The organism is Paenibacillus amylolyticus (assembly GCF_001570725.1).
In the GTDB taxonomy this organism is placed as follows: Bacteria; Bacillota; Bacilli; order Paenibacillales; family Paenibacillaceae; genus Paenibacillus; species Paenibacillus amylolyticus_A.
Window position 1 is genome coordinate 1313104 of sequence record NZ_BCNV01000001.1, and the last position, 15866, is coordinate 1328969.

The 15866-nt window shown below is 36.3% G+C and carries 21 protein-coding genes; 20 read left to right on the forward strand and 1 reads right to left on the reverse strand.

The window, feature by feature from the left end:
* Positions 1–99: 99 nt before the first annotated feature.
* A complete protein-coding gene (locus PAHA3_RS06075) occupies positions 100–648 on the reverse strand; it encodes a hypothetical protein (protein ID WP_062833907.1) in 549 nt (182 codons plus the stop codon).
* 264 nt (positions 649–912) lie between these two features.
* Here PAHA3_RS06075 and PAHA3_RS06080 point away from each other — a divergent pair, with 264 nt between their 5' ends.
* The 20 genes from PAHA3_RS06080 (at position 913) to PAHA3_RS06175 (ending at position 15857) form a co-directional block, all read left to right on the forward strand.
* The gene (locus PAHA3_RS06080; RefSeq protein WP_062833908.1) at positions 913–1812 is read left to right on the forward strand and encodes a toll/interleukin-1 receptor domain-containing protein; all 900 of its coding nucleotides are present in this window, start codon (positions 913–915) and stop codon (positions 1810–1812) included.
* 210 nt (positions 1813–2022) lie between these two features.
* Positions 2023–2466, forward strand: a complete 444-nt coding sequence (locus PAHA3_RS06085) for a hypothetical protein (RefSeq protein ID WP_062833909.1) — start codon at positions 2023–2025, stop codon at positions 2464–2466.
* A 964-nt stretch (positions 2467–3430) separates the two neighbouring features.
* Positions 3431–4150, forward strand: a complete 720-nt coding sequence (locus tag PAHA3_RS06090) for a ferritin-like domain-containing protein (protein ID WP_062833910.1) — start codon at positions 3431–3433, stop codon at positions 4148–4150.
* A 237-nt stretch (positions 4151–4387) separates the two neighbouring features.
* Positions 4388–5032 (forward strand): HAD hydrolase-like protein, encoded by a 645-nt coding sequence (locus PAHA3_RS06095; protein WP_062833911.1) that lies wholly within the window; start codon positions 4388–4390, stop codon positions 5030–5032.
* 210 nt (positions 5033–5242) lie between these two features.
* A complete protein-coding gene (locus tag PAHA3_RS06100) occupies positions 5243–5647 on the forward strand; it encodes a DUF4259 domain-containing protein (RefSeq protein WP_062833912.1) in 405 nt (134 codons plus the stop codon).
* 286 nt (positions 5648–5933) lie between these two features.
* Positions 5934–6359, forward strand: coding sequence for a hypothetical protein (locus tag PAHA3_RS06105; RefSeq protein ID WP_062833913.1), 426 nt, complete (start codon positions 5934–5936; stop codon positions 6357–6359).
* A gap of 190 nt (positions 6360–6549) precedes the next feature.
* Complete coding sequence (locus PAHA3_RS06110) at positions 6550–7158, forward strand: Type 1 glutamine amidotransferase-like domain-containing protein (RefSeq protein ID WP_062833914.1); 609 nt, start codon at positions 6550–6552, stop codon at positions 7156–7158.
* Between the two features lie 203 nt (positions 7159–7361).
* Positions 7362–7886 carry an AAA family ATPase gene (locus PAHA3_RS06115; RefSeq protein WP_062833915.1) on the forward strand — a complete coding sequence of 175 codons (525 nt, stop codon included), beginning with the start codon at positions 7362–7364 and terminating at the stop codon, positions 7884–7886.
* Between the two features lie 160 nt (positions 7887–8046).
* Complete coding sequence (locus PAHA3_RS06120) at positions 8047–8550, forward strand: NUDIX domain-containing protein (protein ID WP_062833916.1); 504 nt, start codon at positions 8047–8049, stop codon at positions 8548–8550.
* A 74-nt stretch (positions 8551–8624) separates the two neighbouring features.
* Positions 8625–9167: a GrpB family protein gene (locus PAHA3_RS06125; protein ID WP_062833917.1), complete on the forward strand. Its 543-nt coding sequence runs from the start codon at positions 8625–8627 to the stop codon at positions 9165–9167.
* An 80-nt stretch (positions 9168–9247) separates the two neighbouring features.
* Positions 9248–9517, forward strand: a complete 270-nt coding sequence (locus tag PAHA3_RS06130) for a DUF4304 domain-containing protein (protein WP_062833918.1) — start codon at positions 9248–9250, stop codon at positions 9515–9517.
* 186 nt (positions 9518–9703) lie between these two features.
* Complete coding sequence (locus tag PAHA3_RS06135; protein ID WP_062833919.1) at positions 9704–10471, forward strand: nucleotidyltransferase domain-containing protein; 768 nt, start codon at positions 9704–9706, stop codon at positions 10469–10471.
* Between the two features lie 120 nt (positions 10472–10591).
* Entirely contained in the window at positions 10592–11056 is a 465-nt protein-coding gene (locus tag PAHA3_RS06140) for a VOC family protein (protein ID WP_062833920.1), read from the forward strand.
* A 178-nt stretch (positions 11057–11234) separates the two neighbouring features.
* Entirely contained in the window at positions 11235–11867 is a 633-nt protein-coding gene (locus PAHA3_RS06145; RefSeq protein WP_062833921.1) for a hypothetical protein, read from the forward strand.
* A gap of 112 nt (positions 11868–11979) precedes the next feature.
* Positions 11980–12381 (forward strand): GNAT family N-acetyltransferase, encoded by a 402-nt coding sequence (locus PAHA3_RS06150; RefSeq protein WP_062833922.1) that lies wholly within the window; start codon positions 11980–11982, stop codon positions 12379–12381.
* A gap of 599 nt (positions 12382–12980) precedes the next feature.
* Complete coding sequence (locus tag PAHA3_RS06155) at positions 12981–13376, forward strand: VOC family protein (RefSeq protein WP_062833923.1); 396 nt, start codon at positions 12981–12983, stop codon at positions 13374–13376.
* Positions 13377–13502: 126 nt separating this feature from the next.
* Positions 13503–14090, forward strand: a complete 588-nt coding sequence (locus PAHA3_RS06160; RefSeq protein WP_062833924.1) for a hypothetical protein — start codon at positions 13503–13505, stop codon at positions 14088–14090.
* A 6-nt stretch (positions 14091–14096) separates the two neighbouring features.
* The gene (locus PAHA3_RS06165; protein WP_062833925.1) at positions 14097–14750 is read left to right on the forward strand and encodes a DUF4367 domain-containing protein; all 654 of its coding nucleotides are present in this window, start codon (positions 14097–14099) and stop codon (positions 14748–14750) included.
* Positions 14751–14780: 30 nt separating this feature from the next.
* Positions 14781–15263: a DinB family protein gene (locus PAHA3_RS06170; protein WP_062833926.1), complete on the forward strand. Its 483-nt coding sequence runs from the start codon at positions 14781–14783 to the stop codon at positions 15261–15263.
* A 54-nt stretch (positions 15264–15317) separates the two neighbouring features.
* The gene (locus tag PAHA3_RS06175) at positions 15318–15857 is read left to right on the forward strand and encodes a phosphotransferase-like protein (protein WP_062833927.1); all 540 of its coding nucleotides are present in this window, start codon (positions 15318–15320) and stop codon (positions 15855–15857) included.
* Positions 15858–15866 lie beyond the last annotated feature (9 nt).

Below are 15866 nucleotides of genomic sequence, written 5' to 3' on the forward strand. Positions count from 1 at the left end.
ACATAACATAATATTCACACTGCGGGCATACGCCCTAGGTCTGCATTCGCCAGACACCCGACATGCGTCGAGTCGTGAATACAGGAACGTTAGGTGAAATCAAAGCTTTTCTTCAAAAATGTCTTTATCATAAAGAAAAGATTTATCTATTACTCTTTTAAATCCTTGAATGTCATTCAAAGTTGGTTTATTTGATACTATTACTTTATCCTCAATTGTTACACGATGAATGTATAATTTAATTTTATATTGAGATCCAACAGGAGGGTTAATAGGGGCCATAGAATCTGTTACGACTTCAGAATCTATCAGTACATAATGAATTGAGCGTTTTTTAATTAGACTCAAGACACTGTATACTCCAGGTACTGAGGCGAAAGCTAGAACAAAATAAACTAAGAAAAGAGCTACATAAAACTCTATTTGTTCATCACCAGCTGCAAGTGAAGTGAAATATAGTGCGATTATTGCGGTAATTATTGATGCAAAGAAAGACTGAATCAAGAATATTACTATGTTCTTTTGATCATTCATTAGCAATCTTTCGATTTTTGTTGTTCTTGCCAGAGCAACTATTCTAATAATTAGAACGATAGCTCCAATTAATGATGGCACACTTAAATAAGGCAAGAATTCTTTAATTTCCAATTTATCTCCTCCTAAATTTAATATGATTAAATATATCAAACATTAGGAAGAATATTCAAGATGGCTTTAACTTCACCTAACATCATATCCACGTATCGGAGCCTGACGGCTCCTCGGTTCGCCCGAAGAGGAATGGCAAGGTGGCTGACACATCCGCACCGACTAACCGCATCGCGGCCACTCCCGTTGGTCATTTAAGTTGGTGGGACGTCGTGGATACAGGAACGTTAGCTGAAATTCTTGCAAATAAAAGGAGAAATAATAATGCCTAGTATATTTCTTAGTCATACAAGTATTGACAAGCCATTTGTAGAAAAACTCGCAAGAGATTTAAAAAGAATAGGTGTTAATGTTTGGTTTGATAAGTGGGAAATAAAAATCGGTGATTCTATTACATGGAAAATTGAAGAGGGAATTAGAGAAAACGAATTTCTAGGGATAGTATTATCACCAGAAGCGCTAAATTCAGAGTGGGTTAAGAGTGAGCTAGGGGCTGCATGGGTAAAGCAAATGCAAACCAAAAAAGTTTTTGTTTTGCCGATTTTTTATAGAGAATGTCAGATACCATATTTTTTATCAGATCGCAGATTTGCAGATTTTAGAAGTGATTATGAAAGTGGTTTTAGTGAATTAGCTACTATATTTGGCATTGAAGAAACAGAAGCAATAACACAAGATAATTGGAGAAAGTTTGTCAAAAACAAGAAAGTTAATTGGAAAAAATATAAAATTAAAGAATTTGAACAATTAGTAACAACATTAGTTGATAGAGCGTATGATTACAAGTGGTCTGCTTGGGTTGGTGGTACTGCCAATGAATACTCCATAACTTTTTATTGCTCTATTAAAAAGGAGAATGCGTATTTAAGCAAATCTATCTCAATTAAGTTAGTTGGAGAAAGTAATGCTTATATGGCAAGTTTTAAGAATGAATCAAATCCTAATAACATTAAAGTAAGTGATTTCGATACATACATTGGCAACTCGGTTGACGCATGTGATGAGTACGTATGGAGATTTATAGATGACATTAATTCGGAAAATGGTACTCCAACCGGTAAGCCATACTATCATACTGAACGATTTTCAAGAGGTAATGAAATCCATGAAGCAGCAAAAGAGATCATTAATAAGTTTAATTGGTACAAAGGAGATAAGTTGTAAGTGGTGCAAAGAAGACAATAACATCGGCTAACAAAGTATTCACTCGTCGGTCTAACGCCCTCGGTCCGCAGGAGATTTTGGCAGGGGAGTAGTTTCAGCGGACAAGTCCTGCGAGCCTAAGTCTGACGCCCCGTTCCCTCCGGTCACTTAAGGCTCTCGGCTTCGTGAATACCCAAACGTTATACGAAACACTTCGAAAGCAGGAAAAACATGAAAACAAATAAGGCGATGAGAAATTTATTGAATGAGCTTGCTCAATCAAACGAATCGATCAGTTCGAATTTATTTAACCCTACTTTTCATGAATGGGACAATTGCATTGTAATTGATGCTTCAAGTTTAAGAGAGACAGATTCTATTGAAGAAACCATTTATCAAGATCGGACGGATTTAGAAGCCTCAATTAATCATTACCATATAGAGGATTTAAGGACTGGACTAAAACTCATTTCGAATTGGAAAGAGAATATAAAGTTGAATTACTCTGAAAAAGAATTTATTTTAATTTTAAGTTTTACAATTGAAGGAGAAGATGTGGTCATTAGATTCTATCAATTTAGACATGATGAACCTGAATGGATTAAATTAAATGACCTTGAAGGTTATAAAGAAGAAGCTATATTAGTAATTGAGATTTTGAATGCAGTTCAATGATGCGAAATGCTTCGTATAACATAATATTCAAGCAGCGGCTCTTAACAGAGCCTTGGTCTGCTGGATGAATTTCGTGGGAGCGTTTCAGCAGACACATCCGACTAAGTTGGACATCGTGAATACAGGAAAGTTATACGACAATTCGGGAAAGTTGGTGAAGAACCATTTATCAGATATTTTAAAAAGAGTTTCAAAATGCGATATTTGAAGATGACGTTTATCTTCGTCCAGTCATCACAAAAGAGACGGGTGAAGACTTAATCGTTGAGTTCCATGTTTTTTTATATTTTACCGATTTAATCATTCAAAAATGGGAAGTTGAATTTAAACAAGTTAGAGAATATAAAATTACTTTAGATTTTATTGAAGATATAGAACTCGAGACTAATCATCCATTATTACTCGAATATCTTGAACCAACGAATGAATTATATTTCAAAGGGGTATCAAATGAAGTTTTTAAAGTCATTGGAGAACTATTAATTGAACATCAAAAAGTGACAGACAAATGGATTGAATTTCAACATTTTATGAATGGATCACTTGAATGGCTCTTAAACCAACAACAGGGACTTCTTGCCAAAGGACCTGAGACAATTATTAAAACATACTAAGGAAGTGTTAGAAAGGAATCATCTTAATCCAAACATTATAAAGCTCGAATCAGATCATGAAGAATTAAAAGTAGCAATATTAGGAAAGTCATTTGTGATATGTAAGGAATTGGGATTCGAGAGAATTTTGTAGTGTAATCGTGGAAGTCCGAATTGTCGTATAACAACATATTCACGAATTGGGTCATTCGCCCCTTGGTCTGACCGGAGATTTAGCAGGAAGCGCATGCAGTCAGACAACCCTGCAAGCCTAAGTCTTCGACCCACTCCCTATGGTCGTTTAAGGCTCTCGGGGTCGTGAATACAAGAATGTTATCTGACATAAACTTATTACATTTTAGGAGCAAATAATGAATATCACTTTCTCGAAATGGGTGCAATATTATCGAAGAAACAATCAAAACCTCAAATATATTCATTGGGATGACAACTACAAATTAACAACTAATGAAAGAAAAATAATCATTAAGTCAATTCAACAGTTTCAATTAGGAGAAAACTCTGAAGGTAAACACTTAATTAAACGTGCGCAAGAATATGTACATCAGACACAAGATCAGGATTACTATGAAGCGCTTATAGAATTCATTAAAGAAGAACAAAGGCACGCTAGAGATCTAGGCAGATTTATGAAGTTACAGAGAATCCCACTCCTTCGTAGACATTGGGTGGACAATGTATTTAGGAGATTACGTCGATATGCGAGTCTAGAACAATCAGTCATTGTTCTATTAACCGCTGAGATCATTGCTAAGCTGTACTATAGAGCCTTGCAAAAATCTACAAAGTCAGAAGTATTAATAGATTTATGTAGTCAGATTTTAAGTGATGAGGAGAAACATGTTCAGTTTCAATCCGAAACACTTCATAAATTTGCTCAAAATAGAAACGTTCTCTTTAACAGAATAGTTCATATCCTTCGTAGAATCCTTTTTGAAGGAACGTTAATTATAGTGTGGTATCAACATAAGCCTGTATTTAAAGCTGGGGGATATAAACTGAAAAGTTATTACTATGAATGCCGTCATGAGTTTAACTTAACAAAGAAGATTATAGCTAATTCACAGTAAAGGTTTACGTCAGATAACATTATATCCAAGCTTTGGGTCCTGACGCTCCCTCGGTCAGCCCTAAGGGAATTGGCAGGGAAGTGGAATCAGGCGGACACATCCGCACGGACTAACCGCATCGCGGTCGCCCTTAACGTGGCTTAAGTCGGTGGGGCGTCGTGGATACAGTAACGTTATAGGAAATCAGCATATAAAAATACAAAATAAATTATTCAAACTCTGAATAGGAGTGAAATCATGCTGGAAGCGGTTATTTTCGATATGGATGGCACACTATTTCAAACAAACAAAATCTTAGAGTTATCGTTAGAAGAAACATTTTCTGTCTTGAGGTCTCGTAATGAATGGTCGAGTGAAACTCCAACTCAAAAATATCGTGAAATTATGGGAGTTCCTCTACCAGTAGTTTGGGAAACGTTACTACCGAACCATTCAAACGAAATCAGACGAATTGTAGACGAAATCTTCTTGGAGAAGTTAATTGCAAATATTAATTATGGCAACGGTGCACTTTATCCGCATGTTAAAGAAGTTTTTGATTTTTTAAAACAGGAAGGCTGCTTAATTTTTATTGCAAGTAATGGATTAATCGAATACCTCAATGCTATCGTCAACTGTTACAAGTTAAATAATTGGGTGACAGAAACCTTTAGCATCCAACAAATAGAGACTCAGAATAAGAATGACTTAGTTAGATATATTCTTATGAAATATCACATCAACAATGCTGCTGTAGTTGGCGACAGGATCTCTGATATCAATGCAGCAAAAAACAATGGATTGAATGCTTTCGGTTGTCGATTTGACTTTGCCCAAGAATGGGAACTTAAACAAGCGGATTATATTATTGATGATTTACTTGAATTGAAAAAATATATTTAACATCATGGGTAGTGGAGTATTTATGTAAGTATTTTCGAAGCAGACGCTGATATCCGATAACATCATATTCAAGTAGCGGCTCCTCAGGGAGCCTTGGTCTGCAAGGATCTCGGAGAGGAATTTCGGCAAACAACCCCTTCGGGGTTCATGTACAGGAACGTTTGTCCATAAGAGCTTTAAAACATAATGACACTTTTTGGAGGTTAATTGATGGGAGCATGGGGAACTGGAATTTTCGAGAATGATGATGTATTAGATTGGAAGGCAGATTTACTTGATTCTGATGACATCGAATTAATTGAAGAGACGATTGAAGAAGTATTAGAAGAAGAATATATTGAGTCAGATTTAGCTTCCAATGCTTTAGGCGCAATTGAGATCCTTGTAGCATTACAAGGTAATCCTGGGAAAGAAATATTGAATAAACAAAGTAATACGGAGGATCTATATGACTGGATCGATAAACATAAAGGTAAAGGAAAAAAACTCATTTCAAAAGCTAAACGAGCAGTTAAGAAAATTAAGAAAGATTCAGAACTAAAAGAGCTATGGGAAGAATCAGAAGAATACCCAATCTGGTTAAATACAATAAATGACTTAGAAAATCGATTGTAAAGAAATTGATAGCTTTTCGAGAAGAGGGAACTTCACATAACAAAATATTCAAGCTGGGGCTCCGTTGGAGCCTTGGTCTGCTGGAAGGGTTCCGATGAGGCAATTTCGGCAGACAACCCCTTTGGGGTTTATAAACCTTTACTAACTTCCAGAAAGGATAAACATGTATAAGTTAATAACTTTATTGATTTTAGTAGTTCTGTTGGGCTGTTCGGATAATACGCGAAGGAGCTCCGAACAAAATGATGCAATAAATGATAGTACTTTGAAGGAGGAACTTAATGAAATGTATACCTATAAAGCTATTACTGAAGAAGATGAAACATTAGAATCCTCAAAATTTCTGGATACAGGCATTATTGCGGGTGAAGAAAGTGCGAAGTTTAGAGGATCGCTTCTTACTTTGTTTGGTGAACCGTTATATAAGTCAGATAATGCTGAAGATGCGTACTATTATTTAATTGAAGTAAGCGATGATATGAGTAAGTGGTACTATACTGTTTATGAAGGTCCTTCAGGACCTGCTATTGGTTATGATGAAAAGGAAAACCAAGCAAACGCAAGGGAAGCCTCCAAAGCTTTGCTAGAGAAAATTAAAGAAACCACACCTTCTGATTTTAATGAAGTCATATATTACGAAGACTTTGACTCGAAAATTACATATGGATGTAAGAGTGGAGAATGTTTTTATAATGAAAAAGAAGGTCGTTAGAACTCGAAGGTATTTCATAGGAGTCATTAACTCCAGCTAACATAATATTCACGCTGCGGGCATACGCCCTTGGTCCGACGGACACCCGAAATACGTCGGGTCGCTAATATATAAAGTTAGTAGAAATCAGGGGAATGCTTAATTAAATCATAAAGATTAGATAAACTATTAGTTAAGGGCGGGGATTTCAATGAGTAGATTGTTACTAACCTCTTGTGGTTTTTATACTGAAGATATTAAAAATCAATTTCTGGAGTTTATTGATGGAGATATTTCTAAATTAAAAGTCTCAATTATTACAACAGCATCCCCTTCAAAAGAAACGAATAGATATGCACAAAGAGCATTGCAAGAGTTTAAGGACATGGGATTTCAGCATATCAATTTTGTAGATATTGAATTTGATGATCCGCAAATTCTCTTACATAGAGATGTTATATATATCAATGGTGGAAATCCATTTACATTATTGTATTATGCTAAGAAAAGTGGTGCTGATGAAATTATCAGAACACTGGCCGCACAGAATGTGATTATCGTTGGAGTAAGTGCAGGAACGTTATTACTGGGGCCGAATATTAATATTGTCGATTTCTTTACTCCACAGATGAATACAATGAATTTAACGGATTTTAAGGCATTAGGTGTAACCGACAAGCTTATTTTTCCCCACTATGATCGAGAGGACATATTTAAAGATAGTACTAATAAAACAATTGAAGAGAGAATAGTAGAATTTGAATGCAATGAGAACTGTAAGGTGACAAGGCTTAAAGATGATGAATATATCTCAATCTAATAAACCACGCGCATTGATTCGAAGAAGCCCTGAAATCTTGCTAACACCGTATTCACGCTGCGGGGCAACGCCCCGTGGTCTGCCAGTGGGGGTTCGAGGAAGTAGTATCCAGCAGACAACTAAGCCTCTCGGGTTCGTAAATACAGGAACGTTATCCGAAAGGCAAGCGATAATACTCTTAATTTTCTGTGAGGAGGAATAGTATGTTTTTTTTACAAATGTCCGGATTCCCAGGATCAGGAAAATCAAGTTTGGCAAAACAAATATCTAAATTAACGAATGCAGTTATAGTTGATCATGATATCTCTAAAACGGCTCTGTTAGAGGCATTAGACAATCAAAATCTAAGTATGAATGTCTTAGGTAAAACGTCATATCATATTGATTGGGCATTAATTGAGTTTTATTTAAGTCAAGGGAATAGTGTGATTTTTGATGTCCCTTGTTTATATGAAAAAATGATAGAGATCGGTGAGCAACTGTGTTTAAAGTATAAGATTAAATACAAATATGTAGAATGTTGCGTGGATAATTACGAGTTGATTCAGCAACGATTATTAACAAGAGAAAGAAAAATTAGTCAGATAGAGAGCACAACATATGAAGCATTTAAACATGGCATACAACAGAGTAAAAAATCTGAAAAATATGAATACTTTATTGTCGACAGTTCTGAACCAATTGAAACATATTTAAATAAAGTAATAGATTACATCAAACTAAAGTGAAATAATCAAGATGTCTTGCTCATCGGATAACAATATATTCACGCTACGGTTATTAATCATTGGCCCGACATAAGCTGGACACTCATCGTTCACTAGGTCGTGAATACGGGAGCTTTATGAGAGAGTGATGTAGACATTATATGGAGGGAGATTATTCTAGATGATTCGAAATACAGTACGAGCATTGATTATCCAGAATGACAATCTTCTATTAATAAAGAAAAGAAGAGCAAATATAGGTATTTATTATGTACTGCCTGGAGGAGCTCAAGAAGAGAACGAAACATTGGAACAGGCTTTAAGTCGCGAGTGTATGGAAGAGTTGGGTATTGAAATATCGAGTAGTGGGTTAGTTTGTGTAAGGGAATACATATCGCGCAATCATGAATACTCTTTCATAATGAAGGAAGTTCATTCGATTGATTTTATTTATGAGTGCAGCACTCATTTCCTAAATAATGAATTAAGAAGCCTACAATCTGATATTGGACAGGTTGGGATTGAATGGTTACCCATTAATGAAATTAAGAGGACAGTGTATAGGCTAGAAGAATCTTTAGAACATTATAAATTTCCTAGAACAACTAATGAGTTCTTTAAAGAATATTTTTCGGATCAAGTAATAAAACCATATTCTAGCGTAATATTTGAAAGTAATCCATAGAAAACATCACCATCTCATAACACTATATTAACGCATCGGGCATTCGTACTTTATTTTTGGGGGGCATCTCAAGGATGAGTAAAAAAACAATAATTATTGAAGAATACAACAATCAATGGCCTGAAATGTTTTTTGATCTGAAATCCATCATAGAACATAGACTCGGGGATCTAGTACTAAGAATTGAGCACGTTGGTAGTACCGCAGTACCTGGACTAGCGGCAAAACCTATTTTAGATATGGATGTAGTAATTGATTCTATGGACTTGCTTCCAGATGTAATTCAAGGATTAGAAAGTTTAGGTTACTATCATGAAGGTAATTTGAGTGTTGAGAACAGAGAAGCTTTTGCAAGAAAAGATGCAAATGTTCCCTATAGTATTGTAAAAATACAAAAACCTGAACATCATTTATATGTTTGTAATAAAGAGAGCAAAGAGTTATTAAGACATATATCCTTCAGAGATGCATTGATTAGCAATCCCGAATTTGTAGTCGAATATGCCAATCTAAAGAAAGAACTCGCTATTAAGTATAGGGAAAATCGACAGTTTTATACGGATGGGAAGACCGAATTTGTAAATAATGTACTTAATGAATTTGGAAAGAATGTGTAGGTATTTCAATGGGACTAAGACATCCGATAACTAATTGAATACAACAACGTTATCGGAAATCTCACAAAGGATGTGAGAACGTGAATACTAAAGATTTTAGAAAGCTAATCAGGGTGTATTTTGCTCCGAAACTACATGAGGTTGGGTTTATGGGAACCGATCATCACTTTGTTAAAACGACTGATAATCACTTTATTTATACTCTGGTGATTCAGGCAGATAAATCCGGTGGATTTTGTGTTATGGAGATGGGGGTGCATCTAAATTTCCTCCCTAATTCTATTGGTGAATTTAAGTCTTCAAATGAAATGACGACCTATGATTGTGAATTCAGAAAACGTCTTAATTAAAATCCAAATTGGTTTCAATTTCATTGGCCGAGATAATAGCTAGATCTAAGAAGATTGAAAATTTTGGACTAATATGATATCCGTGCTTCGCAACCTAAAGGCTCATTGACCGTTCCCTACGGTAAGCTGCTTGAACGTCAGGAATACAACAACGTTAGCCAAGTTAATAGTTTAGGAGGAGTCTATATGATATTAGAAAAAGTTATAAATAGAATTGCAATACAAAGTGAATATATGGATTTGGTTGATAAGTATATAGAGCATATACTTAACGAATTTAAAGGTAAGATTCATAGCATTTATATGTGTGGCTCGATTCCAAAAGGAACAGCTCAACCTTTTAAGTCAGATGCAGACTTTACTATTGTATGTGCAAATCCCGAAGATATTGATTACGAAAGATTGTCAATGATTAAAGACAGGCTTTTGGAAGAATATCCATTCGTCACTAAGGTGGATACGATCATTTGCTCGATTGATGATGTATTAAGTAGACCGAATGATTGGGGTTTTTGGATTAAGATCATTTGTGTTTGCATACATGGGGAGGACATTGGTGAAAAAGTACCCGCGATTATAATTTCTCCAGAATTCATTTTAGACTTAAATACAGATACCAAGGAGGAAGTAGATCGTGTACATCGTTCACTTTCTAATGTTAGTGATCACTCAATGAAAACTAGATATATTAAAGGGTACTCTAAGAGATTAATTCGTGCATTATACTCTTTGGTATTAGAAGATTCAGGGGTATGGGAAGATGAAATCATTAAGATGAAGAATGCCATATTAAACTATTGCGATATTGACTCCGCTTTAGTTGAGTATCTGTATGCTTGTTACTTGGATAGCGATGTATCTGTTGAAGAGTTTCTGGAAATCGCAGATGAAGTATATAGCTATTTTGAGAACGCCTTAAATACAATGGCTGCTTCCAGAAATTTATTTGGCTAACAATATATTAACGATCGTAAACACCTTGAGAAGCGAGTGACCACATCCAGCCCCTAATCCCGTCAGGACATCGCCAATACAAATCGTTATCTGAAACTGGCAAGATTGAAAGGAGAAAATATGATACTTGGGTTGTATGAAGCACATTTACCAGTGAGTAACTTACATCAATCAATTGAATTTTATTCTAAATTAGGATTAGAGCTGGCCTGGAGAGATGAAGATACAGCGTTCTTCTGGATTGAAAAAGAAAAGAGTTGGGTCGGTCTATGGCAAGGTGAAGAGTATCTCACTTCTTATCATCCATCATTAAGGCATATAGCATTTCGAGTTAGTTATGAAGATCTTAGAGACAGTGTGAAATGGCTTCAAACTGTTGAAGTAGAGCCTGTCCCATTTGGAAAAAGAGATTCAATAAATCCATTTGTAAGGCCTAATCAGGGAAATGCTTCAGTCTACTTCAATGATCCAGATGGAAATAGTCTAGAATTAATGTGTTTTGTAAGTGTCCCTAAAAACTTGAAGAATATATCCAATAAATTATCAATTGAAGAATGGGAAGATCTTTTGAAAGATAAAAACTAAAGAATGTATTGGGGTATTTAAAAGAAGTATCAGCATCAGATAACATAATATTTACGCTGCGGCTCCTTCGGAGTCTTGGTCTGCCGTATGAAAGCGCTCCATCAGGTGTGTTCAACTACGTTGAACGTATGAATACAGAAACGTTAGGCGAAATAATTGCTAGTGGAAGGAGATTTAAATGCATATTAGAGGAGTAATTCTTGAGGGGTACTCAAATGCAGGGAAGACTTCAGTATTAAAAGCAATTAAACGATATCAATCACAAGAAGAATCCTCAGAACGGAGCGTAGTTATCCTTGGAGAACATTATTCTCAAATTTTAAATAATAAACATGGAGAATATGTGAGTCTAACGCGAGAAGAACACATTGAGTTACTTAAAGAGAGAGTTGAAATGCTCAAGAAACTTAACGATTGGGCAATTCAACTTGGTCCTGCATCTAGAGGAACTAGGGGACTATTTTATGTTCTGGAGAGGTTTCACTTAAATCATAGAGCTGCATTTGTAGATTCGGATTTGGAAGAGATAATTAAAATAGAAGAACAGCTTGAGTCTTTAAACGCCAAGTGTATTTTGCTTACAATCTCTCCTGAAGTTGTAGAAGAAAGAATTAAAAGTAGACAACCCGAAGAATGGATCTATAAAACAGAAGAAGATGTAAGATCGTCGGTAAGTGAATTATTAAAAAGCCAAAATGTTTTAAGACATCAAGCTAAAACCTCAAGAGTGCCAACAGTAGAAATCAATACAGATGGTAAGGATTGGGATGAGTATGTAAGGGTAATCATGGAGGGCAACGACATCGCCTAACCAGATGTTCAAGCATCGTCGCTATTGCTACTTGGTCGGGTAGAAACTATAAGCAGAAGAATGTATCCAGCCAGACGTATCAGATCAAAACAACAAGCATAGGAGCAATATAATGACAATCATGTTCAAAGAAATAAAAGATATTGATACACAGGCAATTCAAGAACTGTTTCATTCGGTGGACTGGAAATCAGGAGATTTCCCAGAAGATCTGAGACAAGCAATAAACAACTCGCATACGGTTATAACAGCATGGGATGATACCAAATTAGTTGGCTTAATAAATGCGTTGTCTGACGGCGTGATGACAGTATATTTTCATTACATGTTAGTACACAAAGAATATCAATCATTAGGAATTGGAAAGAGGATGATGGAACATATGATTAGTCGATATTCTAATATCAAAACAAAAGTGCTTATATCTTATGATAGTGCAGAAAAATTCTATGGATTATTTGGATTTAAGCCAGAAGAAGGAACTAAAGCCATGTTTATTTCAGATATGGTATAGCATTTTGTGAGGTTATCAAAGGCATTAGATGAGCAAAGCCATCCATTTTTGATTGAATTTTCAGAATAAGGTCACTCATTATGGCAGACTCCACCTTAAAGTCGCTCTTCTCTTGGTTGGTGATGTTCTAGACAAACACCATTCTACCTAAGATAGGGGCGATTTTTATATAATTGTACCTTTGTAACTCAGGTTTAATTGCGGTAGTTTCTAATCAAAATACAGATATGAGAGTAGTCTAATATAAGGAGCAGCCCGATAATACAGGTTGCTTCTTTTTTTGCTCTTCACACTTCGCAAATGGAACATTGTGCGTTATATTGGATATGATTTGCTTTCTATAGTAGAAAAATGGAAAGGTGGTCAACCTTGGATGAAAATGAACGCTTTCCGATAGGACACTTTGAGCCAAGTCTTAAATTCTCTAATGAGGACCGATTAGACGGAAACTCCGAACAGAATTGTTAGGTGCAATTACACTGGATATTGCGATTCAAAGAATTGTATGGCACGGGCAGCATCATATTGCTCAAATTAAATCTTGTATCACATCGCAGAAGTGGTAGGTCTTATACACATCTCAAGTATGGAGGTAACATATGGGAAATGGAAGGATCCTGGGCATAGCGTATAATGTAATTCCAGTGAAAGATTTAGAAGTGTCAGCCGCCTGGTTTGTAAAACATTTTGGATTTAACATTCGCCACCAACGCGAAGGATATTTGAGTTTATTTCGGGGTGATCGCCCAATTTTGGACTTGATCCAAAGCGATAATGAAACACGAGCGACATTTGAAGTTCATCAGAAAAAGAGATGGGTCATTACATTTTTTACTGATGATATTGGTTCTTTACATGACTACTTAACATCAGAGAATGTGAAAGTAGGGGCTGTTAGTGATGAGGGACAATATGGGAAGTTTTTTGTGTTAGAAGATTTGGACGGTAACTTATTTGATGTATGGGAACACGATGATTGTGAATTGAATTTCTAATGAAGAGCCTTGGTATGCTGCTATCATTTACCGAGGATATGCATGTAAACGGATTCAGAAATAGGTGAGCGACTGCATTCGATATATAAAGTCAAATAGAAGTGAGTCCAGATTAGGGGGATACGGATGTTGATTGAAGATGAGAACGTATACCCTGACTGTACAGTTGAAATAAGAAGGGTAGACATTGGCGGCTTAACAAAGCCACAGCTTATTCAGAAACTGGATGAATACTCTATTTCATTGAATAAATATGGAGAACAGTTATTAAATGATGAGAGATTTGTAGTTTCCAGTACAAAGCAAAGCTTGCAAACGGTTGAGTTGACCGTCAGACAACTTGGATTTTCGGATAGTGCTACGACTTTTGAGCTCTTTCGAAGAGCAAATGATCTTGGGTTGGAATGTTGTCCGGTCGAGTTAGGACCTTATCTAAGACTGCAATATTTGGATCAGCCCGAGATATGTTCTACCAATATTTCAGAGGGTAACAAAGCTCCGTCCGGCTCCATTACTATAGCATCTGAAGCCTTTACGGAGGATAATGATTTTCCAAAAGGTTTTTATCTCAGACGAATAAACGACACGTTATGGTTACGAGGATATCTTGCCGACCATTTGCATATTTGGAGCCCTCATGATCGCTTTATCTTCTGCAGGGCTCAGCTTCTATTGTATGAAGATCAGGAAGATATTTTAAAAGGAAAGGAGTGAAGATCAATGGATATCAAAAACAAAAGCGGAGATGTGCTTGGAAAAATTCAAATTGAATCCTTACGCGATAATGCGATTGACCGAATCGTCATTGACTTAAAGCCTGGTGACGGGAAAGCGATATACACCGCAGATGTTATAGAAAACCAATTCACGCAACAGACCAATTATGCACCCATTTCATGGGAAGACGGTTTGGAACAATTGCAGAAACATTATTCTCCATGGCAGCCGAAATTTCCGATTGATTCTAATATAGATTCCATTCATGTATTTTATGGATTTGATAATTTAACTCCGCAAGAAATTGATGAAATGATTGAAGAAAGTAGCAGGTCAGGCAGAAAAGTAGTGATCCGAGACCTGAAGCCTAATAAGAAGGTTGTGGGCATCAGCATCACGTATAAAAAATACGGTGGTTATAAACTTAACATTTTCGGGACAACAAAGAGCCGGATCGCAGTGCCTGATCATGGTGGTACTACGGTTAAGGAATCTGCTATACGTGGCGTCCAAGCATTTTATATTCTCAATAATGAAACTTCCCAATTGATATGGATCGAAGAGGATGTGCATGGGAAGGCACTGCAATACGAGATCATTGGCAGAAAGATGTCAGAAGATCTTGTGATGAAGATTGCGAAGTCTATGAACGAATAAATTTTATATTAATCTGAGTGAGGTGCAACGATGAGTTACAAAGCTATTCTCATAGACCAATTAAACGCCTGTTATCATGACAAGAGCTGGTTTATTCCGCTTCATGATATTTTGACAGACCTCAATGCGGAAGAGGCCGCTTATGTAAAGAATGAAGGGGAGTACTCCATCTGGGCGATCGTCAATCATCTTATTTTCTGGAATGAGAAGTGGCTTGAGAGATATATTGCCGAACAGGTCGATGGGCAGAATTCAGTGAATAATGAGGATACATTCGACATAGGTCTGTCTAACTTGAATGATGTGGAATGGGGCAAGACATTACATAGACTGAAAACCGTCTTTAGTGATTGGAACAGGGCACTTGAAGATAGTGAAGAGCATAAATTGACCCGTGAAATTCCTTCCTATTTCAACGCGCCATGGTGGGGAGTTGTATCAAATCTATGTATTCATAATGCCTATCATATTGGCCAGATCATGCTGCTCAAAAAATCAATGAAACACACGTAGTACACGCTGTATTACATTTATAAAATTATACTTAAACAAAGGAAGATGACTATCATGGAAAAAGGCAAAATTATATTTTTGAACGGTGTAACCAGCTCTGGTAAAACTTCAATTGTCGAGGCAATGCAATCATACGATGATCCGTTTTTCTATGTTGTGGCTAATGATTTATTTGAAAACACGATTGGTGATAAACATCTTCAGACGAATTACTGGAAGTATCTGAGTGAAGCGATTGTAATGATGTATCATACGGCAAAAGTATTTTCAGACCATGGCAAGCTTGTTCTGATCGATAGCGTACTTGTGGAAAGACCGGAGCTCGCGCCGCATTATGAACAAGTCAAACAGATTTTTGAAGGGTATCCACTGGATATCGTTGAATTATATTGCCCCCTCGACATCTGCCGTCAGCGGAACATTGAACGTGGGGATCGAAGAGAAGAGCAATCGGATGAGCAGCATCAAATCATGGCCAAAAACATCAACTATAGCTACTCCATTGATACAAGTATGAACACACCGGAAGAATGTGCAGAGAAGATTATTGCAGCGCTGTTCAAGCCCCATCATGAACCGTTGAAAAATATGTAAAGATTATAT